This window comes from Janthinobacterium silvisoli (assembly GCF_014200725.1).
Taxonomy (GTDB): Bacteria; Pseudomonadota; Gammaproteobacteria; order Burkholderiales; family Burkholderiaceae_D; genus Janthinobacterium.
In genome coordinates this window covers 173518-199644 of record NZ_JACHCL010000001.1, presented here as the reverse complement: position 1 = coordinate 199644, position 26127 = coordinate 173518, and the positions used below count along the sequence as shown (strand labels likewise).

The 26127-nt window shown below is 59.8% G+C and carries 23 protein-coding genes; 13 read left to right on the top strand and 10 right to left on the bottom strand.

Features of this window, described 5'->3' with window-relative positions:
* Positions 1-26 precede the first annotated feature (26 nt).
* On the top strand, positions 27-716 hold the full coding sequence (locus HDE75_RS00815) for an MgtC/SapB family protein (protein WP_183679093.1): 690 nt from the start codon (positions 27-29) through the stop codon (positions 714-716).
* Here the strand turns inward: HDE75_RS00815 and HDE75_RS00810 are convergent, their stop codons facing one another.
* Entirely contained in the window at positions 717-1805 is a 1089-nt protein-coding gene (locus tag HDE75_RS00810; protein ID WP_183679091.1) for a DNA topoisomerase IB, read from the bottom strand.
* Between the two features lie 101 nt (positions 1806-1906).
* On the opposite strand from HDE75_RS00810, the gene HDE75_RS00805 reads away from it, so the two are divergent.
* Complete coding sequence (locus HDE75_RS00805) at positions 1907-2299, top strand: YkvA family protein (RefSeq protein ID WP_183679089.1); 393 nt, start codon at positions 1907-1909, stop codon at positions 2297-2299.
* A gap of 2 nt (positions 2300-2301) precedes the next feature.
* On the opposite strand, the gene HDE75_RS00800 is transcribed toward HDE75_RS00805, so the two are convergent.
* The 6 genes from HDE75_RS00800 to HDE75_RS00775 form a co-directional block, all read right to left on the bottom strand.
* A complete protein-coding gene (locus HDE75_RS00800; protein WP_183679087.1) occupies positions 2302-3513 on the bottom strand; it encodes a serine hydrolase domain-containing protein in 1212 nt (403 codons plus the stop codon).
* A 109-nt stretch (positions 3514-3622) separates the two neighbouring features.
* Positions 3623-4918, bottom strand: a complete 1296-nt coding sequence (locus tag HDE75_RS00795) for a cation:proton antiporter (RefSeq protein ID WP_183679083.1) — start codon at positions 4916-4918, stop codon at positions 3623-3625.
* An 85-nt stretch (positions 4919-5003) separates the two neighbouring features.
* Complete coding sequence (locus tag HDE75_RS00790) at positions 5004-6119, bottom strand: mechanosensitive ion channel family protein (RefSeq protein WP_183679081.1); 1116 nt, start codon at positions 6117-6119, stop codon at positions 5004-5006.
* A 377-nt stretch (positions 6120-6496) separates the two neighbouring features.
* Positions 6497-6751, bottom strand: a complete 255-nt coding sequence (locus tag HDE75_RS00785) for a biopolymer transporter ExbD (protein ID WP_183679079.1) — start codon at positions 6749-6751, stop codon at positions 6497-6499.
* Between the two features lie 1364 nt (positions 6752-8115).
* The gene (locus HDE75_RS00780) at positions 8116-8496 is read right to left on the bottom strand and encodes a hypothetical protein (protein ID WP_183679072.1); all 381 of its coding nucleotides are present in this window, start codon (positions 8494-8496) and stop codon (positions 8116-8118) included.
* A gap of 347 nt (positions 8497-8843) precedes the next feature.
* Positions 8844-10097: a PepSY-associated TM helix domain-containing protein gene (locus tag HDE75_RS00775; RefSeq protein WP_183679070.1), complete on the bottom strand. Its 1254-nt coding sequence runs from the start codon at positions 10095-10097 to the stop codon at positions 8844-8846.
* Positions 10098-10520: 423 nt separating this feature from the next.
* On the opposite strand from HDE75_RS00775, the gene HDE75_RS00770 reads away from it, so the two are divergent.
* From HDE75_RS00770 to HDE75_RS00720, 11 genes are all read left to right on the top strand, one after another.
* Positions 10521-12800 (top strand): TonB-dependent receptor, encoded by a 2280-nt coding sequence (locus HDE75_RS00770; protein ID WP_183679068.1) that lies wholly within the window; start codon positions 10521-10523, stop codon positions 12798-12800.
* 52 nt (positions 12801-12852) lie between these two features.
* The gene (locus HDE75_RS00765; RefSeq protein ID WP_183679066.1) at positions 12853-13800 is read left to right on the top strand and encodes a glycine betaine ABC transporter substrate-binding protein; all 948 of its coding nucleotides are present in this window, start codon (positions 12853-12855) and stop codon (positions 13798-13800) included.
* Positions 13797-15215, top strand: a complete 1419-nt coding sequence (locus HDE75_RS00760) for an ABC transporter permease (RefSeq protein ID WP_183679064.1) — start codon at positions 13797-13799, stop codon at positions 15213-15215. Before HDE75_RS00765 ends, HDE75_RS00760 begins: the two co-directional genes overlap by 4 nt.
* Positions 15212-16147, top strand: a complete 936-nt coding sequence (locus tag HDE75_RS00755) for an ABC transporter ATP-binding protein (RefSeq protein WP_183679062.1) — start codon at positions 15212-15214, stop codon at positions 16145-16147. The genes HDE75_RS00760 and HDE75_RS00755 overlap by 4 nt, the downstream gene beginning before the upstream one ends.
* Complete coding sequence (locus tag HDE75_RS00750; RefSeq protein WP_183679060.1) at positions 16144-16884, top strand: ABC transporter permease; 741 nt, start codon at positions 16144-16146, stop codon at positions 16882-16884. The genes HDE75_RS00755 and HDE75_RS00750 overlap by 4 nt, the downstream gene beginning before the upstream one ends.
* Positions 16885-16894: 10 nt before the next feature.
* Positions 16895-18427, top strand: coding sequence for an HAL/PAL/TAL family ammonia-lyase (locus tag HDE75_RS00745; protein ID WP_183679058.1), 1533 nt, complete (start codon positions 16895-16897; stop codon positions 18425-18427).
* Positions 18428-18445: 18 nt separating this feature from the next.
* Positions 18446-19429, top strand: coding sequence for a fatty acid desaturase (locus HDE75_RS00740; RefSeq protein ID WP_183679056.1), 984 nt, complete (start codon positions 18446-18448; stop codon positions 19427-19429).
* Between the two features lie 4 nt (positions 19430-19433).
* A complete protein-coding gene (locus tag HDE75_RS00735; RefSeq protein WP_183679054.1) occupies positions 19434-20237 on the top strand; it encodes a phosphate/phosphite/phosphonate ABC transporter substrate-binding protein in 804 nt (267 codons plus the stop codon).
* Between the two features lie 76 nt (positions 20238-20313).
* The gene (locus HDE75_RS00730) at positions 20314-21147 is read left to right on the top strand and encodes an alpha/beta fold hydrolase (RefSeq protein WP_183679053.1); all 834 of its coding nucleotides are present in this window, start codon (positions 20314-20316) and stop codon (positions 21145-21147) included.
* An 11-nt stretch (positions 21148-21158) separates the two neighbouring features.
* Positions 21159-22715 carry a hybrid sensor histidine kinase/response regulator gene (locus tag HDE75_RS00725; RefSeq protein ID WP_183679051.1) on the top strand — a complete coding sequence of 519 codons (1557 nt, stop codon included), beginning with the start codon at positions 21159-21161 and terminating at the stop codon, positions 22713-22715.
* A 216-nt stretch (positions 22716-22931) separates the two neighbouring features.
* Entirely contained in the window at positions 22932-23141 is a 210-nt protein-coding gene (locus HDE75_RS00720) for a DUF6434 domain-containing protein (protein WP_183679049.1), read from the top strand.
* Between the two features lie 54 nt (positions 23142-23195).
* Here the strand turns inward: HDE75_RS00720 and HDE75_RS00715 are convergent, their stop codons facing one another.
* The 3 genes from HDE75_RS00715 to HDE75_RS00705 all read right to left on the bottom strand — a co-directional run bounded on the left by HDE75_RS00715 (position 23196) and on the right by HDE75_RS00705 (position 26103).
* On the bottom strand, positions 23196-24413 hold the full coding sequence (locus tag HDE75_RS00715; protein WP_183679047.1) for an MFS transporter: 1218 nt from the start codon (positions 24411-24413) through the stop codon (positions 23196-23198).
* Positions 24414-24657: 244 nt separating this feature from the next.
* On the bottom strand, positions 24658-25074 hold the full coding sequence (locus HDE75_RS00710; protein ID WP_183679045.1) for an SRPBCC family protein: 417 nt from the start codon (positions 25072-25074) through the stop codon (positions 24658-24660).
* A 12-nt stretch (positions 25075-25086) separates the two neighbouring features.
* Positions 25087-26103, bottom strand: coding sequence for an aldo/keto reductase (locus HDE75_RS00705; protein ID WP_183679044.1), 1017 nt, complete (start codon positions 26101-26103; stop codon positions 25087-25089).
* Positions 26104-26127: the final 24 nt, after the last annotated feature.

Below are 26127 nucleotides of genomic sequence, written 5' to 3'. Positions count from 1 at the left end.
CCCATGGGCAAAGATCAGGAGTGACGATGGCAACGGAATGGGAATTGGTGGGACGGCTGGTGTTTTCTGCCTTGCTGGGCAGCGCGATCGGCTATGAACGCGAACGGCTGGCCTGGGTGGCGGGCTTGCGTACGCATATGCTGGTGTGCGTGGGCTCGACCCTGATCATGATCGTCTCGGCCTACGGTTTCAGCGACGTGCTGGGTAATGGCGTGACCTTGGACCCGTCGCGGATGGCGGCGCAAGTGGTGTCGGGCATCGGTTTCCTGGGCGCCGGCGCGATCCTGGCGCGCGGCGAGATCGTGCGCGGCTTGACGACGGCGGCCAGCGTCTGGTCGGTGGCCGGCATCGGCCTTGCCGTGGGCGGCGGCTTGTACACGCCGGCCGTAGCGGCCACCATTATCATCCTGATTATTTTGGCGGGCATCAAGCCGCTGGAGCAGCATTTCATGGGCAGCCGGCAAAAGCGCGACTTGCTGATCACGGCTGAGCGCGACGCGCTGTCACTCGATAAACTGCATGAGGCGCTGGGCGCCGGCACCACGCGGGTGCAGCAATTCGTGATCCGCCAAAAAGACAGCGCGCCGCAACTCGACGATATCGTGATCACGTTTGGCAGGGTGACGCCGGTGCAACTGCTGGCTTTGCAGAAACGCCTGGAAGCGGTGGAAGGCGTGTTGCAGGTGAAAGATCCCGATTCAGGCACGCACGAATAACTAAGCCGCTTTCTGCAGCCGCCGTTGCAACAGAGCGAGGACCGCGGCTTCTTCCGGCGACAGCGCGTGCAAGTCTTCTTCCAGTTGCTGTTTTGCTCGTGCGCGCAAGCCTTTCAGCAAGGTGCCGTCGAGATAGGCGTCCAGTATGGCCGGGTGCACATAGCATTTGCGGCAAATCGAGGGGGTGTTGCCCAGTTTTTTGGCCACCGATTCGATCGCTTGCACGATATTTTTCTTGGCTTGCGCTTCGGAATCGACTTTCTCGAATTCATCGAGCGCCAGCGCGGCCAGCAAGGTGCCCGACCAGGTGCGGAAATCCTTGGCCGTGTAGTCCTCGCCTGTAATCTCGCGCAGATAGTCGTTGACGTCGCCTGAATCGATGGCGTGGCGCTGGCCGTCTTCATCGAGATACTGAAACAGTTCCTGCCCCGGCAATTCATTACTGCGGGCAATGATGCGCGCCACGCGCCGGTCGCTCAGTTCGATATCGTGGTGTACGCCGCTCTTGCCGCGAAAGTGAAATTGCACGGTACTGCCGTCCACATTGACGTGGCGCGTGCGCAAGGTGGTCAGGCCGAAGGATTTGTTGGTGCGCGCATATTCTTCGTTACCGATGCGCATCATCGTCAATTCCAGCAAGTGCACGATGGTGGCCAGTATTTTTTCACGGGGCAGGCCCGGTAGTTTCATGCCAGCATCGACGGCGCGGCGGATGGCGGGCAGGGCGCGGCCAAAGCTGAGCATATGCTCATACTTGGCGGCGTCGCGCAGCTTGCGCCAGCGCGTGTGGTAGAGGTATTGCTTGCGTCCCCGCGCATCGTGGCCGGTCGCCTGCAAATGCCCGTTGGCGCGCGCGCATATCCATACATCGGTCCAGGCCGGCGGTATGGCCAGCGCCTGGATACGCGCCAGGATATTTTCATCGTGCAGGCGCTCGCCATCGGTGCCCAGATAATAAAACTTGCCCGGCGCGCCCTGGCGATGGATGCCGGGCTGCTGGTCGTCCACATAGCGCAGCCCGGCGCAGCGGGCAGTCGCTGGCGCGGACGGCGTTGTGGATATTGTGCTGGTCGAGATCGCTGTTTCCATATTTCATCCTAACGTGCCGGCCTTGCTGGCGTGCTGTGCGCAAGGCCGATCTTGTGCTACTGTGCGCCCTGTCAGGCCTTGGACGGCAACCGGAGTCACCGATGTTTCGCAGAAAAAATAATCTGGAACAAGACCATGTGCAGCAGGCGCAGGGAGCACAGCCGCAATACGAAAAAAAATATACCGATGACAGTTTCTGGGACAAGGTCGTCAAGTTCGCGAAGACGGCCGGCCGCGAAGTCATCGAAAAAGCGCTGTGGCTGTATTACGCCGCGCAACAACCCAATACGCCCCTATGGGCCAAGACCGCCATCTACGGCGCACTCGGCTATTTCATCTCTCCCATCGACGCCATTCCCGATATCACCCCCGTCATCGGTTACGCCGACGACCTGGCTGTGCTGGCCGCCGCCGTCGCCACTGTTGCTAGCTATATCACAGCTGATGTGAAACAGCGCGCCACGGAGAAACTCGGTGACTGGTTCGGCGCCTGAAGCTAAGCCTGAACCTTCGCCGCGGCGCTGCCTGTGCCATAGGCCAGCAGCCGCTTCACCACGTCTTTCTGGAAACTGCGAAATTCGCGGTCAGCGCTGATGTTGGCGAAGGCCAATACGGCCGTCTTGCTGGCCCGGTCCACACAGACGATGGACGCGGCGCCGGGGGCGTTGCCGCTGTGGCCGGCCACGGGCGCGCCATCGAGGTCGCGCAACTGCCACACCAGTGCCTGGCGCAGCGATGGGTCGGTGGCCAGCATGGCCGCTGGCATGGACGCCGCTTGCGGCGCCAGAAACGCTTGCACGGTGGCTTCCTGCAGATAACGCTCGCCATCGGCCTTGCCGCCATTGCTGAAGATGGCCAGGAAGCGCGCAAAGTCATGCGCCGAAGTGCGCAGCAAGCCTGCGGGCCAGTCCGGATAACCGACGGGTGGCAGCAATTGCACGCCGGGATCCTTGTCGGCATACGGCTGGGCGAGCACCGTGCCGGGTGGCAGTCTGGCAAGACTCCAGGCCGTATGGTCCATCTCCAGCGGCTCGAACAGCCGGGTGCGCGTATAGGCATCGAAGCCATCGGGCTTGATCCGGCTCACCAGGTAACCGAGCAAGGCGATGCCGACATTGCTGTAGCGCCATTCCGTCCCGGGACGGGCCGCAAATGACAGCTCCGCGTCGTACCAGGCGCCGCCACGCGACAGATAACCGGTCAGGAAATCGCGCAGGGGCAGGCGTGGATCGCCCTGCACGGCAAACGCCCTGGTCTTGTCATATACAACGTCGGAAATGCCGGAAGTATGCGTCAGCAAATGGCGGAAGGTAATTGCTACATCGGGAAACTTCGGATGCATCATGGGGAAATCCAGATAGGCTGACACCTTGTCGTCGAGCTGGAATCCGCCTTGCTCCAGCAGCATCATGATGGCTGTGGCGGTAACGATCTTGCTGGCGTCGGCGATATGAAATACCGTGTCGGCATCGACTTTTTTGCCTGCCTCGATATCGGCCCAGCCATAGCCGCGTGCGAAGAGGGTATTGTCGCCACGCACCACTGCCACGCTCATGCCCGGTGTTTCCGTTTTCGCCAGGCCGTCAAGCATGAAGGCGTCGAATTCTTTTTCCCAGGCCAGATGGGCGGAATTGACGGTATTGCTGGCGCAGCCGGCCTGCAGCAGGGCCAGCGAGACGCCCAGTCCCAGCACGCTTCTACGTTTCATATGGTTTGTTTTCCTTGCTGTAACTGTCGATGATTGCGTTCGCCCTTCTGCACAAGGGCGATTTGACTATATTAGCAACATTTCAGAAAAGGCCGGTGCAAATGCCGCTTCAATTGTGCCAGTAACGGTCAAGCAGCGGTTTGACACTGAGACCATGCATGATGATGGACAACATCACGACGACGATGGTGATGCTGCTCAGTTCACCCGCCAGCGCAGGCGGCAGGCCATGGTGGATGGCGTAGCACAGGTAATACACGGAACCGATACCGCGCACGCCGAACCACGCGGCCAGCCCGCGCAGGCGCAGGCTGGTGCCGGATGCTAGCAAACCCAGCATGACGCTGCAGGGACGCGCCACCAGCAACAGGAACAGCCCCATGGCCCATGAGCGCCAGTTCCAGGCTGCCGCGCTGATGGCGCCGCCCAGCAGCAGCACCAGGGTCAGTTCGGACAGCCGTTCCAGATGTTCCTTGAACACCAGCGCCTCGCCGCTGACGGTCAGGGGCACTTCCTGCTCTGCGGGCTTGGCGGCTGAACTGGCGTGCACTTCCTCGGCCTGCAGCAAGCCTTGCCTGTCCTTCGGCGCGCCGGCCAGCACCAGCTCGGTCTGGCGCAAGGCCACGCCGGCAAAGAAGACAGCCAGGAAACCCCAGGCCTGCATGGCGTCGGCCAGGCCATACACCAGCGCGATCAAGCCCAGGCCCGCCAGGTCATCCAGCACTTCATGTTTCGGGGCCTTGCCGCGCAATTGCCACCCCAGCCAGGCCAGCAGCGCGCCACCGGCGATGCCCAGGGCTATCGCGGCCGCGCTGGCCCACAGCAAGTCGTGCCAGACCCAGCGGATTCCATGGTCGCCCAGCTCATGCAGGCCCAGCAGGCCCAGGCCCAGCATCACGAAAGGAAAACCCGTGCCATCGTTCATACCCGCTTCGCAGGTGAGGGTAAAGCGCAGATGGTCGCTGTCGCCGGCGCGGCGCACTTGCACATCGGTGGCCAGCACCGGGTCGGTGGGCGCCAGGATTGCACCGAGCAGCACGCCGGCGCCCAGCGGCAAACCCAGCACCCAGTATGAGAACGCGGCCACCAGCGCAACGGAGAGTGCCATCGACAGCCAGGCCAGGCGCAGCGAAGGCAGCCAGCGGGCCAGGCTGAACGGTACCGGCATCTTGACGCCAGCGGAAAACAGGGAAATGAGGACGGCGATTTCCGTCAAGGTTTCCAGCAGCGGCGCCTGCTTGATCAGATCAATGGAAAACAGGCCCAGGAACATCGGGCCCAGCAGCAAACCTACGCCCAGATAGGCCATGGCCGAGGTGAATGGCAGGCGGGCGATGCTGGTGGCGGCCAGACCGCGCGCCAGCATCAGGCAGCCGATCAGGATGAACCAGGCAGTGATGCTCATGGACCAGCCTTTCTCGGGTGAATGCAGGCGATTCATTCTAGCGGCGCGTCGAGATAGGCAGCGCGCCGCTGGTTTTCAGCTGGCTTCAGGCTTTCTCGAACGAAACCTTGTCGTTTTCTGCCTGCATATCTTGCATGCTGATCGGATCATGCGTGGCGCGCACGCGCGGCAAGCCATGCGGATAGTTGGCCGTAATAAATGCCAGCATCTGTTCGCGCACCAGGTAGCGCAAGGCAAACACCTCGTCCGAATTCTCTGCGGTGACCAGGAAGCGCACGCGCATGGCCCGTTCATTGGCGTCGAATGCGACCACCGTGCAGGCGCGGCCATCCCACTGGGGCGCGGCTTCGCAGATACGCCTCAGTTCCGCGCGCAGCGGTTCGAGCGGGATGCTGAAGTCCAGCCACAGAAACACGGTGCCGTGCAGCATCGTGGAACTGTGGGTCCAGTTCTCGAATGGATTTTCTATAAACCATTGTAGCGGCACGATCAGGCGGCGCTCATCCCACACGCGCACCACCACATAAGTGCCCTTGATTTCCTCGACCTTGCCCCATTCGCCATTGACGATCAGCACGTCATCGATGCGAATAGGCTGCGAAAAAGCGATTTGCAGCCCCGCAATGAAATTGCCCAGTACGGGACGCGCCGCGATACCGGCCACCAGGCCCGCCACGCCGGCCGAGGCCAGCAGGCTGGCGCCGATCTGGCGCGCGCCAGGCAAGGTCAGCAGCACGAAGGAAATCCCCAGCATGACCACCACCGCATGCGCGCTGCGCGTGAGCACGCGGGCTTGCGTGATCAACCGCCGCGCCCGGATATTGTCAGCCATGTCGACCGGATTGATGTCAGAAATAGTGATGCTCAGCGACTGTATGCATTGCATGGCCAGCCAGGTCAGGCCGACGATCAGCGCCACATTGGCCAGGTGCGACATGGCAACCAGGCCCGGCGTGTCATCCGGCGCCCCGGCCAGCACCATGCGCAAGCCGAAAATGACCACGCACAGCTGGCTGGAACGAAACGCCACGCGCGTAACAGTGGTAGTAAAAGGGCGGCCATTGGCCAGCCTTTTCAGCAAGCTGATGCCGGCGCGGTGTACGCCGATGGCGACCAGAGTGACCAGTAGCGCAGAAACCAGCACGGTCAGGGCGGAGCGCAGCGGGCCGCCCATCAGAGAATGAAACGTGGTGAGATCCATAGGCGAAAACTCCTTCGTGATGGTGGGATGGATGTCGGTAATTGATGCTTAACTGGCTATTTTACGGGGAGAGGGCGGGATCAGGATGTACGTTGCCGTACCGATAAGCTGATGAGCTGAAGTGCGGGCCTTGATAGCGGGCCTGAGTGGTGAGCATGGACATCGGCAATGGCTGCGTTGCCCGGGCTCGCCTTGGTGCTTACTGTTTTCGCCCGGCGCGCCTGGGTCTGACAATTCGCTAACCATTTTTCAGGCCCGCTGGGCCCGGGGAGCCTTTGCGGGGGGGCTGGGGCGTGCTTTTGCTCTGCTTGGATTTTTGATGGATGAGGTTGTGTTGAAATGGTAAAACTTTTCCTGGATCTTTATTTCTGCAGTGCTTATTTAAAAATACTGCCTTCTGGCGTAGTAATCGATATATTTTTTTTCGGAACTCCAACTTGTTGCGAGGCATAAATTATATTGCCTATTGCCCTGAAGTATACATTGCTATCTGCTTCAATATGCAGAGCTGCGTCAGGATAATTTTTGAGTAAATTACTCAATTTATTTACTATCTCTTGGCGACTGGTGAAATTTTTTCCATCTATCTGAACATTTACATCATCTTTTATAATTGCTTTAATTGTGAACATAAAACCACCTTTAAATTTTAAACCAAGAAACCCTGCCGAAAAAAACAATGAGGCAGGGTTTGCTTAAACTATGGGATCTCTCTGCAAAGATCCAGCGAAATAGTGTATTCGCGTATATTGTAGTCGTTGCACTGCGAACGTGTAACTGGATTTTTGATGCTTTTGCAAACGGCGTCTTCGAGCCACCAAGCTACATAGGCAGAGGATGTACAGGCGGCCCAAGCCTTACTTTCGGTTGGACCGGCGCCAGGTGGAGAAACTGTTGGACCCGGGCCTGCCGGTGTTTCAGGACCGATATCGCCTTCCATATTCCCGGAAACTTCAACGGATGGGATATCGTCACACCCTTCATCGCATCCACCACTACCGCTGGCCTCACCGGGGCCTTGGTCCTCGTCTTCGTCACCAGAGCCGTTGCCGAAAGACATAGTCTTCATTTGAGATTTAGCGAGTTCGATGCCAAGCTGATGTGAAACATGTCGTGCAGCACTAGCCAATGCAGGCTTTGCATCCTCTAACACTTGGACAATACGTTGGTTACGCGCAGTCGGAGCGTCTATAGCTGCCTTGCGTAGGCCAACTATTGCTGAACACCAAAGATTATTATTGGCGAAATTTAAGCCACAAAATAGTAAATCTTTTTCTGCAATAGCAATCCAGGATGCGTTTGAATTTTTATGTCGGTAGTTTTAAATATTGCTGAAATTTTACCGAATTGAACTGGCAATGCGAGTGTGGCACAGACGTCAGGCGACGCTCCATTCGCAGTTATGCAGGCACTCACTTGTTGGCCGCTAAGTTTAGGTCCGACTATGATCTGTTTCGCAGCGTTACCCGTTGGTGATTCTCCAAAAGCTTGGCTGCAAACAAGTGTAAAGCAAAGCGCGCTTACAAGAACTTTCATACTTATCATTAATGCTCCAAAAAAATTAGAATCGAAAGTTAACTATAGTCAACATTGTTAATATAATTAATATTGCAGGGCGAATATTCACACTTTGTCATTATTTCCAATCTGTAATGATCACCATGGGGAGGTAGGAAGGTAGAAAGGTAGAGGCAGTTCTGCAATTCATACACGAACTCGACAACTAGCAGAATCTAAGTTGCCCTTCCGATGCAAGCTACCAGGTAAAATCCGACCAGGCCCAAACCTTCAGCAAAGGTTCCCCGGGCCGCGAGCCTGAAAAATGGTCAGCGAGTTGTCAAACCCAGGCGTACCGGGCGAAGACAGTACGCGCACCGCGGCGAGCCCAGGCAACGCAGTCCTGGCCGCTTTCTCAGGCCCGCGATCAAGAGCTCGCACTTTTCATCTTCTATGCCTATAGATGGATCTAAAAAAGCCCGCATGTAGCGGGCTTTGATCAGGGCTGGGTGACAGGCGGCGTAGGCGCCTGAGCCGGCTGGGCGTAGATAACTACGGGAGCTGGCGGAGGAGGGGGATTTTTAGGGGGAACATTATTGAGAAGGAATGTCATCAATGAGATTCCAATCACGCCTAGCCCCATGACAATGCCGGCCACCCATTTGACGGTGTCGGCTGTTGACTTGTGCAGTGTCGCGTCGAACTCGGCAAACTTACGGGCGAGTAGCAGCTCCATGGAGCTTAGCCCTGCCGTCAACTTCGTATCGATGGCTTCTACTCGCACATCCATCCTCGTTTCAATAAGTTCGAACCTGCGGTCCACTCGTGCAGACGTGGTCGCTAATTTTGCATCCAGCTCTACGTGTGTGACATCTGCCATTTTCGGTATGCCTGCATTTCTCTCGACTTGTTGTACATCATCAATTGAAGATGCGTCAATTCGGGGCCTGAAATACTGGTGCCAGTGTACTCTGAAAATCGATGGCAGATATGTGTGATATCAAATCCTGAATCCGAGCATTCAGAAGTAGGACACCAGATAAAGTCCAACTAGGCCCAAGCCCCCAACAAAGGCTCCCCGGGTCCAGCGAGCCTGAAAAATGGTCAGGGCAAGGCGCGCCGGGCGAAGACAGTACGAATGTACGGCGAGCCCAAGCAACGCAGCCCTGGCCGTTTTCTCAGGCTCGCGACTAAGGCCCGCTCTTTTTAAGACTTTTGAAAGTTGACTTAGGTCTGCACTTTAAGTTTATGCGCCTGCAATCGCCTGGAGCGTCGTTTCCTCTCCCAGATGACAATGCCTGTTATTGACAGCATCGCCACCATAATCCCCATGAACGACATCATTATCCTCCCCGGCAATCCCAGTATGCGGCCCGAATGCAGGGGAAACTGCAGCTGGACAAAGACATCTGCCGCCGTACCTTCCCACGGCTTATGCTGGCCGATGACCTTGCCGTCCATCCCATCAATATAAAGATTCGACAGCCCCATGCCAGCAGAGCCGAACTCGTCGGCAGGGTCAAAGAACGAGACGTTGTAGAAGGAATAGTTGCCGCCATAATAAATCCCGCCCAGCGGCGTGCTGATGCCGCGTCGCACGGCTTCCTGCTTGGCGATATTGGCGGCCTGTTCAAATCCAATAACAGGTTTGATATACGTGCCATACGGCGCTGGTTGTTGCGTTTCATACGGGCCTGGCGTGGTTTTCGAGACCAGCGACATGACGGGGTAAAACACTTCGCGGTAGAGGTTGAGCGAAAACGAAGTGAACGCCACCACGATGATGATGGCCCACACCCATAAACCGCCTGCGCGGTGCAGGTCGAAATTGAGTTTATAGCCGCCGGCCGCCCAGCGCACCACCCATGACGGTTTCCAGCGCTGCCACCAGTTGGCGGCGTCGCGGTGGCGCGGTGCGTCAGGGCGCTCGCGCAGGCGGCGCGGGGTGGTCAGGTAGAACGCTACCAGGCTGTCGAGCAGCCATATCAGGGCGACGGTGCCCATCAGCCAGTAGCCCCAGCGGTCGGTGCCCCAGAAGGCGGGCACGTGCAGGCTGTAATGCAAATGGCGCAAGAAGGGCATCAGGCTGCGGCGAGATAGCGAAATCGCCGTCGAGTCGCGCGTGCCCGTGATCTTGCCCGTGACGGGGTCCACATACACGGTGTTGTAGTCCAGCACATAGGGCTTACCGGTGGCGGCATCCGTCAATGGGCGGACCAGGAATTGCGCCGCATGGCCTTCTTCCAGGCCCAGGCTCATGTAATTGACTTCCACCCGTGGGTCGGCCGCTTCCGCTTTTTTCGCCAGCACGAATGGGGATAGCAGCGGGCCGCGGCCCGGCGTGTCCATGATGTCGGCGTTCAGCCACTCGTCCAGTTCATGGTCCCAGGAAGTGACGGCGCCCGTCAGGCCGGCCACGATCAGGAAGAGGGCGATGGTCAAGCCGGCCCAGCGGTGGATGACAGTCCAGAAAGCGCGCATGCAACAAACCTTTATAAAAAAACGGCTTGTTGCCGCTGCCTCAGCTTGGAGTAATGGGAATCGTTCGCATTTTCCGCTGTGACGCTCTTTTTGGCAAGCGGCTTGGGTTTTCGATGTTAATCCAGCCTGCCTTTTTGCTCACAAATTTCATATAAACAAGCATATTTTTCTTCGTATTCAGGCATTTTCAACTTGTATATACTTTTTCTCGTGGTGATGTCCTTTACCGAAGTGCTGTTCCCCACATGTCAGGCGCCAGCGACGATCTCGCCCTGGATGCCCGGCTTCAATAGCGCCGCTGGCGGCGCGTCATCTTCTTATGCTGGCACCCGATCTGATTGCAGTACACAACGCTGGCGCATGCATCAATAGCAAGTAAAAAACATCTTAAAAATAATAGTAAAAACCAAACAAGGGGTACTGATGGGTAAGCATTTGATTGGATACGGCACGCTGGCCGTGTTGTCGGCTGGCGTGATTGCCTCTGCGCAGGCTCAGCAGCAAAGCACGCCGGATACGGGTTCCGACACCATAGAACAAGTCAACGTCACGGCCACGCGTTCGGCGGGCGCCGTCGATGTGCAGAAAGTGCCAGCCGCGATTACCGTATTGCAGCCGGAAAGCCTGGCCAAGTTTGGCCTGGGTAACCTGGTCGATATTGCCAGCGCCGTGCCGGCCATGAGCGTGCAATCGCAAGGACCTGGCGTCAACAACATCACCATGCGCGGCCTGGTCGTGCGCGGCATCGTGCCGTCGGAAATTCAGGATGCGTCCCTGGTGGCGGTGTATGTCGACGACATGCCGGTGACCTTGAAATCTGGTAACCCTGACTTGAAAGTGCTGGACCTGGAACGTATCGAAGTGCTGCAAGGTCCGCAAGGCACTTTGTTTGGCGCCGGCGCGATGGCTGGTGCGGTGCGCCAGATTACGCAAAAGCCCGATACCAATGACCTGTTCGGTTCGGTGGAAGCGGTCGGTTCGCGCACGTCCGGTTTCGGCGGCAATAATCATAATCTGCGCGGCATGGTTAACATCCCTCTGAAGGATGATGTGGCGGGTTTGCGCCTGACTGGTTACACGGGTAACGATTCCGGCTATATCAAGAATGCCTTGACGGGCGGCACCACCAACGCCGTGTCCACCAACCAGGGCCGCGCAGCCTTGCGCCTGAAAGCCTCGCGCGATCTTACGGTGGACGCCAGCATCACGGCTTCGAATGTGAAGGCGGGCTTGAACGATGCCTACGCCGATCTGGCGCCATTTACCACCATCGCCTTGCTGCCGCAAAGCAGCAATGACAATCTGCAACTGTATAACCTGGCCGTGAATTACGACTTCGGTCGTGTGCAACTGGTGTCGTCCACGTCGTATTTGCACCGCGATACCTTTTATCAGCAGTCGGCCCAGTATCCGGCCACCGCCTTTGTTTTTGGCGGCCAGCTGCCGCTGATGGCGGCGGCCTATCAGATCGGTAACAAGGTCACCGATTTTGCGCAGGAATTCCGTTTCAATTCGAAAGACGCCGGTCCCTTCAAATGGACGGCGGGCGCCTTTTTTGAAAGCGGCAAGCGCAACGTGGTGCAGAACGAGCCAACCATCGGTTTCGATGCGCGCTTTGCGGCCACGCGCAACTTCCCTGGCTATAACTCGCAAACCAATGAGCTGGCATTGACCCCGGACAATTTCTTCTCGGGCTTGCAAAACACCAAGTCGCGCCAGGTGGCCCTGTTTGCCGAAGGCACGTACACCGTGTGGGACAAGCTGGACTTGACGGCTGGCCTGCGTTTGTTCCGCGGCACCCAGGATTTTGACCTGCGTTTCTCTGGCCTGTTCGGCAACCTGGTCGGCGCCACGCCGACCACGGTGGGCGTTCCTGAAACCAGCGCCAGCAGCGCCACTTCGCAAGGCGCCAACCCGCGCTTTGCCGCCGCCTACCGGGTCGACCCCGACCATATGGTGTATGCCAGCGCCGGCAAGGGTTTCCGCTACGGCGGCAATAACCAGCCTGTGCCATTCAATTTCTGTGGCGTCAACGCACCGTCCACGTTTGCCCCGGACAGTCTGTGGAACTATGAACTGGGCTCGAAAAACACCTTGCTGGACCGCCGCATGACGTTCAACGTCAGCGTCTACCGCATCGACTGGAGCGATGTGCAAGTGTTTAACAAGTTGCCGTGCACCTATTACTACACCTTGAACGCAGGCAAGATCCGCAGCCAGGGCCTGGAAGTGGAATCGGCCTTCAAGCTGAGCCGCCACGCCACATTCGGCCTCAGCGCTTCGTATAACGATGCTTACGCCAGGGAAACCGTGGTCACCGGCATCGCCGCGCAAAACATTCCGGCCGGCAGCCGCACGCCGTATGCACCGCGTTTTGCCGCCAACGCCACCCTCAGCTACAGCATTCCTGTGAATGGCAAGGATGAGGTCGGTGTCTCGGCCAGCTACGCCTACCGTGGCAATGCTTACACCAACTTTGCCAAGGCGCAAGGCAGCTACGAAGAGATCCCATCGTCGAACATGGTCAACGCCACTGTGACTTACAAGACGGGCGCGTATGAGTTCGGCCTGTTTGGCACTAACTTGACGAACGGCACCAAGATCAATGATGTGACCAGCAATGTGATCGCGATTCAACCTGGTAACACCTTGTTCCTGGCGCAGCCACGCACCATCGGCCTGCGCGTGAAAGCACGTTTTTAATTGAAGCATGACAAGTGCGGCGCGCAAACGCCGCATTTTTCTGGAGACTGAGATGGCAAGTATTACAAGTAGGGCCAAGCTGATGCTGGCATTGATCACCATGGCCCTGTCATGCGCGGCGGCCGGGGCCGCTCCTGCGGCTGCAGATGCCGGCATTACCATCGGTTCCAAGATCGATACCGAAGCATCGCTGTTATGCCCGATGGTCAGGCTGGCATTGGAAGCGAACGGCATCAAGGTGAAGGAAAAGTGCGGCACGGGCGCCACGCAAGTGGTGCGCAAGGCCTTGCTGGAAGGGGAGATCGATGTGTATCCCGAATACAGCGGCAATGCGCCTTACCTGATCAAGAACGTCAAGTTTGAGCCGGGCATCTTCAAGGATGGCGCCAAGGGTTACGCGGCCGGCGCCAGGGCGGACCTGGAACACAACCAGATCGTCTGGCTGAAACCTGCGCCAGCCAGCGTCAGCTATGGCCTGGCCGTGCCGCAAAAACTGGCCAAGGCGGAAAACCTGGTCACCTTGGCCGACCTGGCGCGCTACATCAATGCGGGCAAGACGTTCAAGGTGGTGGTCAGCCAGGAATTTGTCGACCGCGACGATGGCTTGAAGGCGTTTGAAAAAGTCTACGGTTTCAAATTGAAGCCTGCCCAACTGATTATCCTGCCGGGCGGCAATACCGCCCAGACGGAAACAGCGGCGGCGCAAGGCATCAGCGGCGCCAATGCGGCCATGGCTTACACCACCGATGGCCAACTGCCCGCGCTGGGCCTGGTGGCCTTGACCGATAACGCGGGCGCCGTCGATGTGTCGCAACCGTTGTTGACGATACGCAGCGCGGCCTTGAAGAGATATCCGCGCATCCCGGCCATTATCGATCCGATTTTTGCCACGCTGGACGTTGCCACTTTGTCGCGCCTGAACGCGAAAATCGTGGTGGGCGGCCAGTCTGGCGCCAAGGTGGCGGAACAGTATCTGAAACAGAAGGGCTTCTTGAAATGACGACGGCCATCCGCTTGCCTCGCTTGCCTTTGATTGGCAAGTCCGGCCTCAGCTGGCCGGGCTTGTCAGCTCGGCCCAGCAGCATCGCCTTGCTGGCCGCGCTGCTGGGCTTGCTGTCCCTGCATTGGCCATTCGTGGTGCTGCGCCAGAACCGCGTGATGCCGCTGGGCGATGATTATTCCTTGCTGTCGCTCAACGCAACCTTGGGTGCGGTGGCGGCAGGTGGCTGGCTGCTGTTTGCTGTCAGCGCCTTGCTGGTCCCGGGCAAGCTGCGCAAGCTGGGGTTGGCTTTCAGCCTGAGCCTGGCCGCCGGCGCCAGTTTTGCTGCCCTGACCTGGGGCGCGCAGCACTTGACTCTCGATAATGAATTTTCGCGCGTCAGCATTGCCGCTGGCGCCTGGAGCAGCCTGGCCGCGATCTATATCGCCCTGTTTGCGCTGCAATCAGAATCACCGTGGTGGCTGGCCGCGCCCTTGCTGGTGCTGGCTGCGCTGGCGCTCACTGCGCCTTATCAGCACCTGGGCATCGTGCTGGAATACCAGGCGGTGTCCGATGTGTTTCAGCAAGAACTGATACGCCATCTGCTGCTGGTGGCCGCGACCTTGCCGCTGGCCATATTGGCGGGGGCGGCGATAGGCCTCTTGGCCGTGCGCAAGCCTGCCGCCGAAGGCGTGTTGCTGAGTGTTACGAGTTTCCTGCAAACCGTACCGTCGATAGCCCTGTTTGGCTTGATGCTGCCCTTGCTGTCTACCTATGGACGCCATGTGACGGTGGCCGGTGCGCTGCTGTTTGCCTTGGCGTTGCTGGTATTTGCGGGCGCGGGCTGGCTGCTGCTGAAGCGCTGGAATCATCCTTTATTGCTGACGGCCTATGGCGTGATCATTGCGCTGGGCTTGCTGGTCCTGTTGCCGGTATTGGCTATCTCCGTGTATCAGCTACTGGCCAATGGCGCTGAGTTTATTGGCAATCTGCATCTCTCGGCCAGCTTTGCTGACCTCGGTTTGCGTGGCCTGGGCGCTGCGCCCGCCATCGTGGCGCTGGTGCTGTACGGCATCTGGCCCATCGTGATTCAAACGCATACGGGCTTGACCAATGTGCCGGCCGCCATCCTGGAAGCGGCGCGCGGCATGGGCATGAGTCCGCGGCAAGTTTTTTGGCGCGTGGAGTTGCCGCTGGCCGCGCCTTTCCTGGTGCAGGGCCTGCGCGGGGCTTTGCTGCTGCTGATCGGATTAAGTACCGTGGCGGTGCTGGTCAATGCTGGCGGGCTGGGCTTTTTCCTGTTGCGCGGCACGGAACAATCGGTGTCCGACCTGGTCTTGCTGGGTTCCTTGCCGGTGGTCGCGCTGGCGTTTGCGGCGGACGCCATCACACGCTCTTTGGCATGGGCCTTGACGCCACGCGGAGGGCGAGCATGATCCGTTTGAATCATATCGATAAACATTACGAGCAGGTGGTGGCGCTCAACCGCGTCAACCTGGAGATTGAACACGGCAAGCTGGTGGTGCTGATCGGCCCGTCCGGTTGTGGCAAGTCGACCTTGTTGCGCGTGGTCAACCGCATGATCGAACCGAGCGGTGGCCAGATTCTGATCGATGGCAAGGATGCACTCGACATCGATCCCGTGCTGCTGCGCCGCTCTATCGGTTATGTGATCCAGAGCGCAGGCCTGTTTCCGCACCTGACGATACGTGAAAACGTGGCCGTCGTGCCCCACCTGCTCGGTTGGAGCAAGGCCAGGCGGCTGGACCGCGCCGATGAAATGCTGGCGCTGGTGCAACTCGATCCGCATAAATTCGGCAACCGTTATCCGAAGGAATTGTCGGGCGGACAGCAGCAGCGCGTGGGCATCGCCAGGGCGCTGGCGGCCGATCCGGCCGTGCTGCTGATGGATGAGCCATTCAGCGCGGTCGATCCGATTACGCGCGAGCAATTGCAGGAAGAGTTGCTGCGCATACAGCGCGACGTGCGCAAGACCATCGTGTTCGTTACGCACGATATCGATGAAGCCATCCGCCTGGGCGACAAGATTTGCCTGATGCGCGACGGGGCGGTAGTGCAATACGCCGATCCCGACACCATGCTGCGCCACCCGGCCGATGCTTTCACGGCGCAATTTATCGGCCAGGAGCCGGAATTGAAACGCCTGGGCCGCCATAGCGTGGGCGACTTCATGCGCCCCGGCACGCCGGAACCCAGCCTGGCCGGCGCCGAGCGGGTAGGGCAGGCGACCAGCGCGCGCAGTGCGCTCAGCAAGTTGCTGGGCGGGCAGCCAGCCTTGATCGTGGTCGATGCCAGCGGCGCGGCGGTCGGCCATGTCGCGCTGTCGGATTTTGCGGCGCTGGCATGAGTAAATTTTTCTTCAACCGTCAAGCGCTGGGCTTGCTGTGCTGGCCTTTGCTGTGGCTGGTTTATAGCCGTGAAAGCTGGTGGCAGACCTTGCTGGCGCCTTTGGGCGAGCCTGGCCAGCCCGTGCTGTATGAACGTATCAGCTTGCTGGAAGCGGCGTTAAGCCATGTCCAGATCGTGGCTGTGGCGATGGCCGGTGTATTGCTCTTGGGTTTGCCGCTGGCGATCTGGGCGACGCGCAAGGTCGGCAAAACCTTTTTGCCGCTGATCGCCAATGGCGCCACCATCGGCCAGACCTTGCCGCCCGTGGCGGTGCTGTTCCTGGCCACGCCCATCTTCGGCTTCGGCCCGCAAGCCATCATGTTTGCCCTGTTTGCCTATGGCTTGATGCCGACGGTGCAGGGCGCTTTGACGGGGCTGCAGCAAGTCGATGGCGATATCAAGCGGGCCGCGCAAGGCATCGGCATGGGCGCCTGGCGCCAGCTATGGGCGGTGGAATTGCCGCTGGCCTTGCCGGCGATTTTGGCTGGTGTGCGCACCAGCCTGGTGTTGTCGGTGGCCACCGCCTCGCTGGCGCCGATGGCGGGCGGCGTCAGCCTGGGCACGCCCATCGTCTCTGGCCTGGCCGTCAATAACGCTACGCAAGTCATGGAAGGCGCGCTGGCCGTGGCCTTGCTGGCGGTAGCTTGCGATTACTCGATGCGCGTGCTGGAACGCTGTCTGACGCCCTGGCGTTAAGGAAATAAAAATGAAAATGGAAAACCCGATGGTGTTATTGGATGAAACCGCGCTCGATTGGCGCGCCGTGGCCCGTGTGGCGCTCGGTGCGCCGCTGGCCTTGAGCCCCGCGGTGCAAGCGCGCTTGCGCAATGCGCGGCGTATTGTCGAGCGTATCGTGGCCGATGGTCTGCGCGCCTACGGCGTCAATACGGGCCTGGGTGCCTTGTGCGAACAGGTGCTGGAACCGGCCTCGCTGGCCACCTTGTCCCTGAATACCCTGAAAAGCCATGCCTGCGGCGTGGGCGAGGCCATGCCCGATGTGCTGGTGCGCGCCATCATGTGTGCGCAGATCAGCAACTACAGCCATGGCAAGTCGGGCATCAGCCCGGAACTGGTCGATGGCTTGCTGGCCTTGCTCAACCTCAACCTGACGCCGCTGGTACCGGCGCGCGGTTCTGTTGGTTATTTGACGCATATGGCGCATATCGGCTTGCCGCTGGCTGGGCTGTCGCAAGTGCGCGTGGCTGGTAAGGTGATCGATGCGAAACAGGCTTTGGCCGCCGCTGGCTTGCAGCCTGTGGTGCCGGGCGCCAAGGATGGCTTGAGCCTGGTCAATGGCACGCCTTGCGTGACGGGTTTGCTGAGCGTGGCCTTGTTTCATGCCGAGCGCCTGCAGAAGTGGGCCGATATTGTCGCCGCCATGAGTTTTGAGGCGCTGCGCGGACAGACGGCCGCGTTTGATGAAGAAGTGCTGGCGTTAAAGCCGCATCCGGGTTCGCAGCGCGTGGGCCGCAACCTGCGTGCATTGCTGGCCGGCAGCGAGGTGCTGGCCCTGGCGCAAGGAGTGCGCACGCAGGATGCGCTGAGCCTGCGCGCCGTGCCGCACATCCACGGCGCCACGCGCGACCAGGTCGAGCATGTGGCCAAACACGTCAATATCGAACTGGCCTCGACCACTGACAACCCGCTGGTGCTGGGCACGCCCGACGACTACCGGGTCGTGTCGCAAGCCCATCCGCATGGCCAGTCGATGGCGTTTGCCGCCGATTTGTTGCGCATTGCCATGGCCGAACTGGGTGGTGTGGCCGAGCGCCGCATCGACCGCCTGGTCAATCCGCTGGTCAGCGGCCTGCCGGCTTTCCTGGTGGAAAACAGCGGCGTCAATTCCGGCCTGATGATCGTCCAATACGTGGCCGCTTCGCTGGTGGCGGAAAACAAGGTGCTGTCGCAAGCCATGGTGGTGGACAACTATGTGACTTCGGCCTTGCAGGAAGATCATCTGAGCCTGGCCACGCCATCCGCACTGAAAACCTTGCAGGTGATCGCGAATGTGGAAAGGGTGCTGGCGCTGGAATTGCTGGCAGCCGGGCAAGCCTTGCAATTTTATCCCTCCGATACGCTGGCGCCGGGCACGCGGGCTGCGCTGGCCTTGCTGCGCGAACACGTCGCTCCGTATACGCAAGACCGCATGCTGGCGCCCGATATCGAGGCGGCGACCAAACTCATCCAGGGCGACGACGGTCTCCACCGCATCGAAGCGCTGCTCGATATCAGGCTGTAAGGCATCACGGGAAAACCTATGGGATTGGGAACCTACAAACACGCGGCAGGCTCGGAGTATATCGACGAGGAGCAGCAGCTGCATATTTCCAGCGAGCGCGGGCGCAGGCTGTGGCTGGCCGAATGGCCGACCTGGCTATTGATTGTGACGATCCATGCAGGCTGGCTGGGCACGCTGTTTTTCTGGCGCCAGATCGGTACCGTGCCCGCCACTTTGCTGATGATCTGGTGGTGCGCCTGGTATATGTCCTTGCAGCATGAGCTGATCCACGGCCATCCCACGCCCTGGCCCTGGGTCAACCGCCTGTTCGGTTATGCGCCGCTGGCTGTCTGGTATCCGTATAAGCTGTACCGCGACAGCCATTTGCGCCATCACGTTGATTTCCACCTGACCATGCCAGCGCTCGATACGGAAAGTTATTATGTGTCGCCCGCCGTGTGGGCAGGCATGAGTAAACCGATGCAAAAGCTGCACTGGCTGAACAAGACCTTCTGGGGCCGCATGCTGGTCGGCCCGCTGCTATCGATCAGCGGCGCCTGGAGCCAGGTGGTGCGCCAGCCTTTGAAGGGTAACTGGAGCTATGTGCCGATGTGGTTGATCCATTTTGCCATGCTGGGCATCATGCTGTGGGCCATCGATGCCTATTTTGGCGTATCGCCACTGTATTATCTGCTGGCCATTTCCTATCCGGCCCAGTCGATTGCCAAGATACGCTCGTATTATGAGCACCGGCCAGCGGAAGACCACAAGCAGCGCATCGTCATCAATGAAGCGGGTCCGGTATTTCGTTTGCTGTTTTTGAATAATAATCTGCACCTGGTACACCATGACTTTCCCTCGCTGCCCTGGTATCTGATCCCGCGCGTGTACCAGGCGCGCCGGGCCGCGTATATTGCGCGCAGCGGCGGTTTTTTTGTCAATGGGTATGGCGAGCTGATGCGCCGTTTTGGCTTTAACCCCATCGATGCGCCCGTTCACCCGCATATGCCTGAGCCGGAGTAGCCGTATGACCTGGAAAGTAGCCTTACCCATGTATAACGTCTCGCCGTCTGTGCGCGATGCCTATGTAGCCTTGCTCGACGCCGTGCTGGCGGGGTTGCGGGCCGGTGGCTGGCAAGGACAGGCTGAGCTGGTGCGCGATCCCGTCTTGCCGGAATTCTGGAGACAGCCAGACTTGCTGTTCGGCCAGACGTGCGGCTACCCCTATATGACGCAGCTGCAAGGCCAGGTGCAATTGATCGCCACGCCCAGCTATGCCATGCCTGGCTGCAATGGCAGCGATTATTCGAGCGCCATCGTGGTGCGCAGTGATGGCCCCGTCAGCGGCCTGGAGGACGCACGCGGCTTGACCGCCGCCGCCAATGACCCTCACTCCAACAGCGGCATGAATGTGCTGCGCCACGCCGTCGCCCCGCTGGCTGTCGATGGGCACTTCTTTGGCAAGGTGATCTGGTCGGGCAGCCACCATGCCAGCCTGGGAATGGTGCGCGATGGCGCGGCCGATATTGCGGCTGTCGATTGCGTCACCTTTGCCTACTTGCAGCAGGAAAATCCGGCCTGGCTGGAAGGGCTATCTGTCTTGCAGTATTCGGCATCGTCGCCGGGATTGCCGATGATTGCCGGCCAGAATGTTCCGGCTGAGCTGGTGGCGCAATTGCGCACGGTTTTGCTGCAGCCGAATCCTGTATTGGCGCAGCTGATGCGCAGCTTGCGTATCAGCGCTTTCGAGTACCGGCCGCACGGCGATTACTGCCATATCCTGGAGCTGGAATGCGAGGCGCAGGCAGTCGCTTTTCCCATATTGCAATGAGGCTGGCATAGTGTAAATAACGCATGTTAAGATGCCAATGTAGATTCCACACGGAAACAATCAAGGCGGAACAGGCATGCGTATTGAACATCGCAACAACATCCGGGTGGCCGAGCCGCCCGCCACCCCGCAGCAGCAGGGCGCTGCAGCCACGATCGTGTTTGTGCATGGCTTCGGCTGCGACCAAACCATGTGGTCTTATCTTGAACCTTTGTTCCGTGTGCGCTACCGTACGGTGCTGTTTGACCTGGTCGGCAGCGGGGCTTCAGACCTGAGCGCCTACGATTTCGATAGCTACGCCAGCCTCGATGGGTATGCGCGCGACCTGCGCCAGATCATCAAAGCCGTGGCGGATGGCCCGGTGATTTGCGTCAGTCATTCCGTCAGCGCCATGAGCACCTTGCTGGCAACCTTGGCCGAGCCGCAACTGTTCCGCGCGCAAGTCATGCTGGCACCATCGCCATGCTATATCGACGACCTGGCGACGGGCTACAAGGGGGGCTTCAGCCGTGAAGATATCGATGACTTGCTCAACACCATGGACAGCAATTACTTGGGCTGGGCAGCCACCATGGCGCCGGCTATCATGGGCGTACCCGAGCGGCCCGGGCTGGGGCAAGACCTGGTCAACAGCTTTTGCCGCACCGATCCCGATATCGCCCGCCATTTCGCGCAAACCACCTTTTTGGCCGACCACCGCGCCGATTTGCCGCACAACGTTACGCCGGCGCTGATCGTGCAATGTAACGACGACTTTATTGCGCCGCTGTCCGTTGGCAGCTATCTGCGCGAAATGCTGCCGCACAGCCATCTGCAAGTGATCGAGAATGCGGGTCATTGCCCGCACATGAGCGCACCCGACACCAGCTATCGGACCATCCGCACCTTCCTCGACGGCCTGGGCCTATGATGCGTGACGCCATGCCATCCTTGCCTGGGATAAGCTTGCCCCATAGCGACAGCCTGTTCCAGCACGCCGCGTGCGGATTGCTGCTGTGCGCCACGGATGGCACCATCCTGAAGGTCAACGCCACTTTTTGCGGCTGGCTCGGTTATACCGCCATTGACTTGCTGGGTAAAAAAAAGCTGCAGGAATTGCTGACCATCGGCGGGCGCATCTTCCACCAGACCCACTGGACGCCGCTGATGCAGGTGCAGGGCATGGCCTCGGAAGTCTTGCTCGACATGCGCCAGCGTCAGGGACAGTCCGTGCCCATGCTGTTCAACGCTGTGCGGCGCGAGCACGATGGCGTGCTCTACGACGAGATCGCCGTGTTTGTCGCCACCGACCGGCGCAAGTATGAGCAGCAACTGCAACTGGCGCGCAGCAAGGCCCATGCGCTCAATGAGGAACTGGCGGTGGCGGACCGGCGCAAGGATGAATTCCTGGCCACCCTGGCGCATGAACTGCGTAATCCCTTGGCGCCCATGCGCAACGTGCTGGAAGTGCTGAAGCTGGCGCAGCTGGACGACCCTAACCTGAGCTGGGCGCGCGACGTGCTGGGACGCCAGCTATGCCATATGACGCATCTGGTCGATGACTTGATGGAAGTGTCGCGCATCACGCGGGGCCGGCTGGAACTGCGCCGCCACAGCGTGGAACTGGCGCCCGTGGTCGAAGCGGCGCTGCACAGCGTGGCCACGCTGGTGGCCGAATCCGGTCACCGCCTGCACGTGGAACAGTGGCCGAGCGCTATCTGGCTCGATGCCGATGCCACGCGCCTGGGCCAGATGATCGCCAACCTGCTGACCAACGCCGCCAAATATACGCCGGCCCAGGGGGCGATCTGGCTGACGGTGTCGTGCGCCGGGGGCGACGTATTGATCAGCGTGCGCGATTCCGGCATCGGCATCGCGCCCGAACACCTGCCACGCGTATTCGACATGTTTTCGCAGCTGGAACCGGCCTTGTCGCGTTCCCAGGGTGGCCTGGGCATCGGCCTGTCGCTGGTGCGGGGCCTGGCCGAATTGCATGGCGGCAGCGTCAGCGCGCACAGCGACGGCGTGGGGCAGGGCAGCACCTTTACCTTGCGCCTGCCATTGCCGGCCACGCCGGTGCCAGCTCCCGCGCCATCGGCGGCCAACCGCCAGTTGCAGGCCGGTTCGCGCGACGGCAAGGTGCTGGTGATCGACGACAGCGCCGACGCGGCCGAAAGCCTGGCCCTGGCGCTCGATATCCTCGGCTACGAGATGCGCACCGCCTACGACGGCGCGGCCGGCATCGCCCTGGCGGAAAGTTTCCTGCCGCAAGTGATCCTGCTCGACATCGGCTTGCCGCGCATGAACGGCTATGAAGTGGCGCGGCACCTGCGTAGCCAACCGTGCGGCCGCGACGTGATCCTGGTGGCGGTGACCGGCTGGGGCCAGGACAAGGACCGCAAGATGGCGTCCGACGCCGGTTTTGACTTGCACCTGACCAAGCCGGTGGATTTTTATGAGCTCGATACGGTGTTGCAGAAGATGCTGAAGGCAGTGTGAGGATACTGGCTACCTTGCATGGATACAAACCATGCAGCCGCAAGGGGACTTCAAGGCGCGTGTAGCCGTGTTTTAGCTGGACCGGCAGTCGCAGTTGCTTGAGTTGCGCCAGTTCGAGCGCGATCAACTGCTTTCCGGCGCGCAATCGGTCAAAAAGAGCGATGAAGCCTCGGCAGTGTATTGCCGGTATACCGATACATGAAAAACAGGACTGATATGCACTTCGACTGGCACGGTGGACAAATCGGGCGCGGCACCATTATCGATGCTGGCTACCGCAATACGCAGAACGTGCGGCGCTTTTTACTGGCCCAGTGTGGGCCGGCTTTCAAGTTAGACCGTGATTTTATAGCCTGGATACGCAGTGGGGTGCCCGTCACCCTGGGTGATGTCGCCGATGAATGGCTGCGGCGGCAGCATCGATAAACGCTCAATGCGCATCGCCTGTATCAGCGATGCGCCCTGATGGTTAATGATTGATCAAGCCGGCTGCACGCCATCCAGGTTGCGGCTGCGGTTTTCCACCAGTACGGAAATGCCGAGCACGACGATGCCGCCGCAGGCCAGCATGGCGCCGACCCAGCCGGTCGAACGCAGGCCCATGCCCATGGCGATGGCGATGCCGCCGGCCCAGGCGCCCAGCGCGTTGGCGATGTTGAAGGCGGAATGGTTGAGGGCGGCGGCCACGGTTTGCGCGTCGCCGGCAACGTCCATCAAGCGCGTCTGCACGGCGGGGGCGACCGCGATGCCGGCGCCGATGGCGAACAGATTCACGGCCAGCAGCCACACATGTTCGCTGGTATAGCTGAAGGCGACCAGGGCGGCCACGTTCCACAGCAGCACGCCGAAGATGGTCCACAGGCGCGAGCGGTCAGCCAGCCAGCCGCCGATCAGGTTACCCACCGTCATGCCGATACCGATAATGGCCAGCAAGATGGAAATGACCAGTGGCGACACCTTCGTAATTTCCAGCAAGGTTGGCGTAATAAAAGTGTAGACGGCAAACATGCCGCCAAAACCGATCGCCACCATCAGCAGGGTCAGCCATACTTGCAGGCGGCGGAATACGCCCAGTTCGCGGCGTGGGCTAGAATCGCCGGCAGCCACCATCGGCACGAAGATGCGCACCATCAACATGGTCAGCAAACCCAGCGCAGCGACCAGCAAGAAGGCCGAGCGCCAGCCTAAAGTCTGGCCGATGTAGGTGGCCAGCGGCACGCCGAAGATATTGGCGACCGTCAAGCCCATCAGCACGCGCGCCACGGCCTGGCCACGCCGGTCCGGGTCGGCCAGAGCGGCTGCTACCAGCGCTGCCACGCCGAAATAAGCGCCGTGCGGGATGCCGGCCACGAAGCGGGCCACCACCAGCAAACCATAATTGGGGGCGATGGCGCTCAGCAAGTTGCCGCCAGCGAACATCAGCATCAGGCAGATCAGCATCAGACGGCGCGGCATGCGGGCCAGGAAGATGGTGATCAGCGGCGCACCGATCACCACGCCCAGCGCATAGGCGCTGATCATATGACTCATTTGCGGCAAGCTGGTGTTGAGGTCATCGGCCACCACGGGCAAGATGCTCATGGAGGCGAATTCGCCCGTGCCGATGGCCAGTCCGCCGATGGCCAGGGCCAGGTCGGCATAACCAGCGCCAAAAGGCGCAGTGACGCGCGGAATCAATGGATCTACAGATGCTTGCATGTTGTTAACTGGGTAAGGATGACAGGGTGAAAATGCGCTGGTGAAAAAGGCAGGGAGAGCTGCCCACAGGCAATATTGTAAAAGATTCAGGCAGTCTCTGCCGGGGAGCGGTCAAATTTGCTGCGCCGCACACAACAAGGAAAGCCCTTGTTGTTAACGATAACACAGATGTATCCCAGTGCCGCTGCCTATCTGCAGATAAGCGCGGAACTGGGTTTGTCACTGTCTTATTTGTGCAAGACTCTTATTTACGTAAGGACTGTTGCAGCGCTTCCAAACCGGCTGCGTAAATGCCGTGGAACAAGGCCGTTACTTCTTCCTCGCTGACGCCGACGGGCGTAAATTGCCCGGACCAGGTGACGCGGGCATGCTCGCTGCCGGTGATCGCATCGACTTGCAGAGTCGAGCGGTAATCCTTGGCGGGAAACGGCGCCGCAATGATGGAATAGCTGTAGCGGCGTGCGGCATTGTCATACGCTTCCAGCCGTTCGACGATGGCTTGACCAGCCGGATTGGCCAGGTGGCGTACCTGGCCGCCTTCGCTCAAAGTGCTGCTGGGAATATAGGGCAGCCAGTCGGGCAGGGAATTAAAGCCGCCGATCAATTGCCAAACCTGTTCCGGCGTGGCGGCGATATCGATAAAAGTCGTGGTGCTTGCCATGGTGGCTCCTTGTTAAATGGTGTCGCCAGGCAGCGGTGCTGCGCGGCTGACCAGGTTTTCGGCACGCATCTCTTGCCAGAAGGCGGCAGGGATGACGCTGTTCAAAGCGGCCAGGTCTTCGGCCAGTCGTTCCGGACGGCTGGCGCCCGGGATCACGGCGGCCACGGCCGGGTTGGCCAGCGAAAATTGCAGGGCAGCTGCCTTGACGCTGACGCCATGGCGCGCGGCAATCGCCTTGATGCGCTCTACCTTGGCAATGATTTCAGGTGAGGCTTTCTGGTATTCAAAGTGCGCGCCGCCGGCCAGGATGCCCGAGCTGTACGGGCCGCCGACGACGATATCGACGTTTTGCTTGGCCGCTGCCGGCATCAGACGCTGCAGGGCGCGTTCATGGTCGAGCAGGGTGTAGCGGCCGGCCAGCAGGAAGCCGTCCGGTTGCGCTTCGGCCAGGTCCAGGGTCAGTTCCAGCGGTTCGACTTTATTGACGCCGATGCCCCAGGCCTTGATTACGCCTTCTTCCTTCAAGCGCGTCAGCACGCGGAAGGCGCCGGTGCGGGCGATTTCAAATTGCGCCAGCCAGTTGTCGCCATGGAAATCCTGGGCGATGTCGTGCACCCAGACGATATCGAGGCGGTCCGTGTCCAGGCGTTTCAGGCTATCTTCGATCGAGCGCAAGGTAGCGTCGGCCGTGTAGTCGTCGACGATCTTGTTCTTGCGGCCAAATTCGAACAAGCCGCCTTTTTCGCCCAGTTCGCGGGCAGCCGGGTCTTCCAGTTCATCGAGCAGGATGCGGCCGACCTTGGTGCTGAGGACGTAGTCGTCGCGGCGGTGTTTCTTCAGGGCCGCGCCGAGGCGGATCTCGGCCAGGCCGGCGCCATAAAACGGTGCCGTGTCGAAGTAGCGGATGCCGCTGTCCCAGGCTGCGTCGACGGTGGCCAGCGCTTCGTCTTCAGGAATGTTGCGGAACATATTGCCCAGCGGCGCAGTGCCGAACCCCAGTTTGCCGGTCAGTAAGTGTTTGATGCTCATGGTGTTTTTCCTTGGTGTCAGATT

Excerpts from the sequence above, each read along its gene's own strand:
- HDE75_RS00730 (WP_183679053.1), top strand. The coding sequence starts at position 20,314 with ATGCGTATTGAACATCGCAACAACATCCGGGTGGCCGAGCCGCCCGCC.
- HDE75_RS00720 (WP_183679049.1), top strand. The coding sequence starts at position 22,932 with ATGCACTTCGACTGGCACGGTGGACAAATCGGGCGCGGCACCATTATC.
- HDE75_RS00765 (WP_183679066.1), top strand. The coding sequence starts at position 12,853 with ATGGCAAGTATTACAAGTAGGGCCAAGCTGATGCTGGCATTGATCACC.
- HDE75_RS00785 (WP_183679079.1), bottom strand. The coding sequence starts at position 6,751 with ATGTTCACAATTAAAGCAATTATAAAAGATGATGTAAATGTTCAGATA.
- HDE75_RS00715 (WP_183679047.1), bottom strand. The coding sequence starts at position 24,413 with ATGCAAGCATCTGTAGATCCATTGATTCCGCGCGTCACTGCGCCTTTT.
- HDE75_RS00805 (WP_183679089.1), top strand. The coding sequence starts at position 1,907 with ATGTTTCGCAGAAAAAATAATCTGGAACAAGACCATGTGCAGCAGGCG.
- HDE75_RS00810 (WP_183679091.1), bottom strand. The coding sequence starts at position 1,805 with ATGGAAACAGCGATCTCGACCAGCACAATATCCACAACGCCGTCCGCG.
- HDE75_RS00780 (WP_183679072.1), bottom strand. The coding sequence starts at position 8,496 with ATGGCAGATGTCACACACGTAGAGCTGGATGCAAAATTAGCGACCACG.
- HDE75_RS00745 (WP_183679058.1), top strand. The coding sequence starts at position 16,895 with ATGAAAATGGAAAACCCGATGGTGTTATTGGATGAAACCGCGCTCGAT.
- HDE75_RS00770 (WP_183679068.1), top strand. The coding sequence starts at position 10,521 with ATGGGTAAGCATTTGATTGGATACGGCACGCTGGCCGTGTTGTCGGCT.
- HDE75_RS00740 (WP_183679056.1), top strand. The coding sequence starts at position 18,446 with ATGGGATTGGGAACCTACAAACACGCGGCAGGCTCGGAGTATATCGAC.
- HDE75_RS00815 (WP_183679093.1), top strand. The coding sequence starts at position 27 with ATGGCAACGGAATGGGAATTGGTGGGACGGCTGGTGTTTTCTGCCTTG.
- HDE75_RS00705 (WP_183679044.1), bottom strand. The coding sequence starts at position 26,103 with ATGAGCATCAAACACTTACTGACCGGCAAACTGGGGTTCGGCACTGCG.
- HDE75_RS00750 (WP_183679060.1), top strand. The coding sequence starts at position 16,144 with ATGAGTAAATTTTTCTTCAACCGTCAAGCGCTGGGCTTGCTGTGCTGG.
- HDE75_RS00775 (WP_183679070.1), bottom strand. The coding sequence starts at position 10,097 with ATGCGCGCTTTCTGGACTGTCATCCACCGCTGGGCCGGCTTGACCATC.
- HDE75_RS00760 (WP_183679064.1), top strand. The coding sequence starts at position 13,797 with ATGACGACGGCCATCCGCTTGCCTCGCTTGCCTTTGATTGGCAAGTCC.
- HDE75_RS00800 (WP_183679087.1), bottom strand. The coding sequence starts at position 3,513 with ATGAAACGTAGAAGCGTGCTGGGACTGGGCGTCTCGCTGGCCCTGCTG.
- HDE75_RS00735 (WP_183679054.1), top strand. The coding sequence starts at position 19,434 with ATGACCTGGAAAGTAGCCTTACCCATGTATAACGTCTCGCCGTCTGTG.
- HDE75_RS00795 (WP_183679083.1), bottom strand. The coding sequence starts at position 4,918 with ATGAGCATCACTGCCTGGTTCATCCTGATCGGCTGCCTGATGCTGGCG.
- HDE75_RS00790 (WP_183679081.1), bottom strand. The coding sequence starts at position 6,119 with ATGGATCTCACCACGTTTCATTCTCTGATGGGCGGCCCGCTGCGCTCC.
- HDE75_RS00710 (WP_183679045.1), bottom strand. The coding sequence starts at position 25,074 with ATGGCAAGCACCACGACTTTTATCGATATCGCCGCCACGCCGGAACAG.
- HDE75_RS00725 (WP_183679051.1), top strand. The coding sequence starts at position 21,159 with ATGCCATCCTTGCCTGGGATAAGCTTGCCCCATAGCGACAGCCTGTTC.
- HDE75_RS00755 (WP_183679062.1), top strand. The coding sequence starts at position 15,212 with ATGATCCGTTTGAATCATATCGATAAACATTACGAGCAGGTGGTGGCG.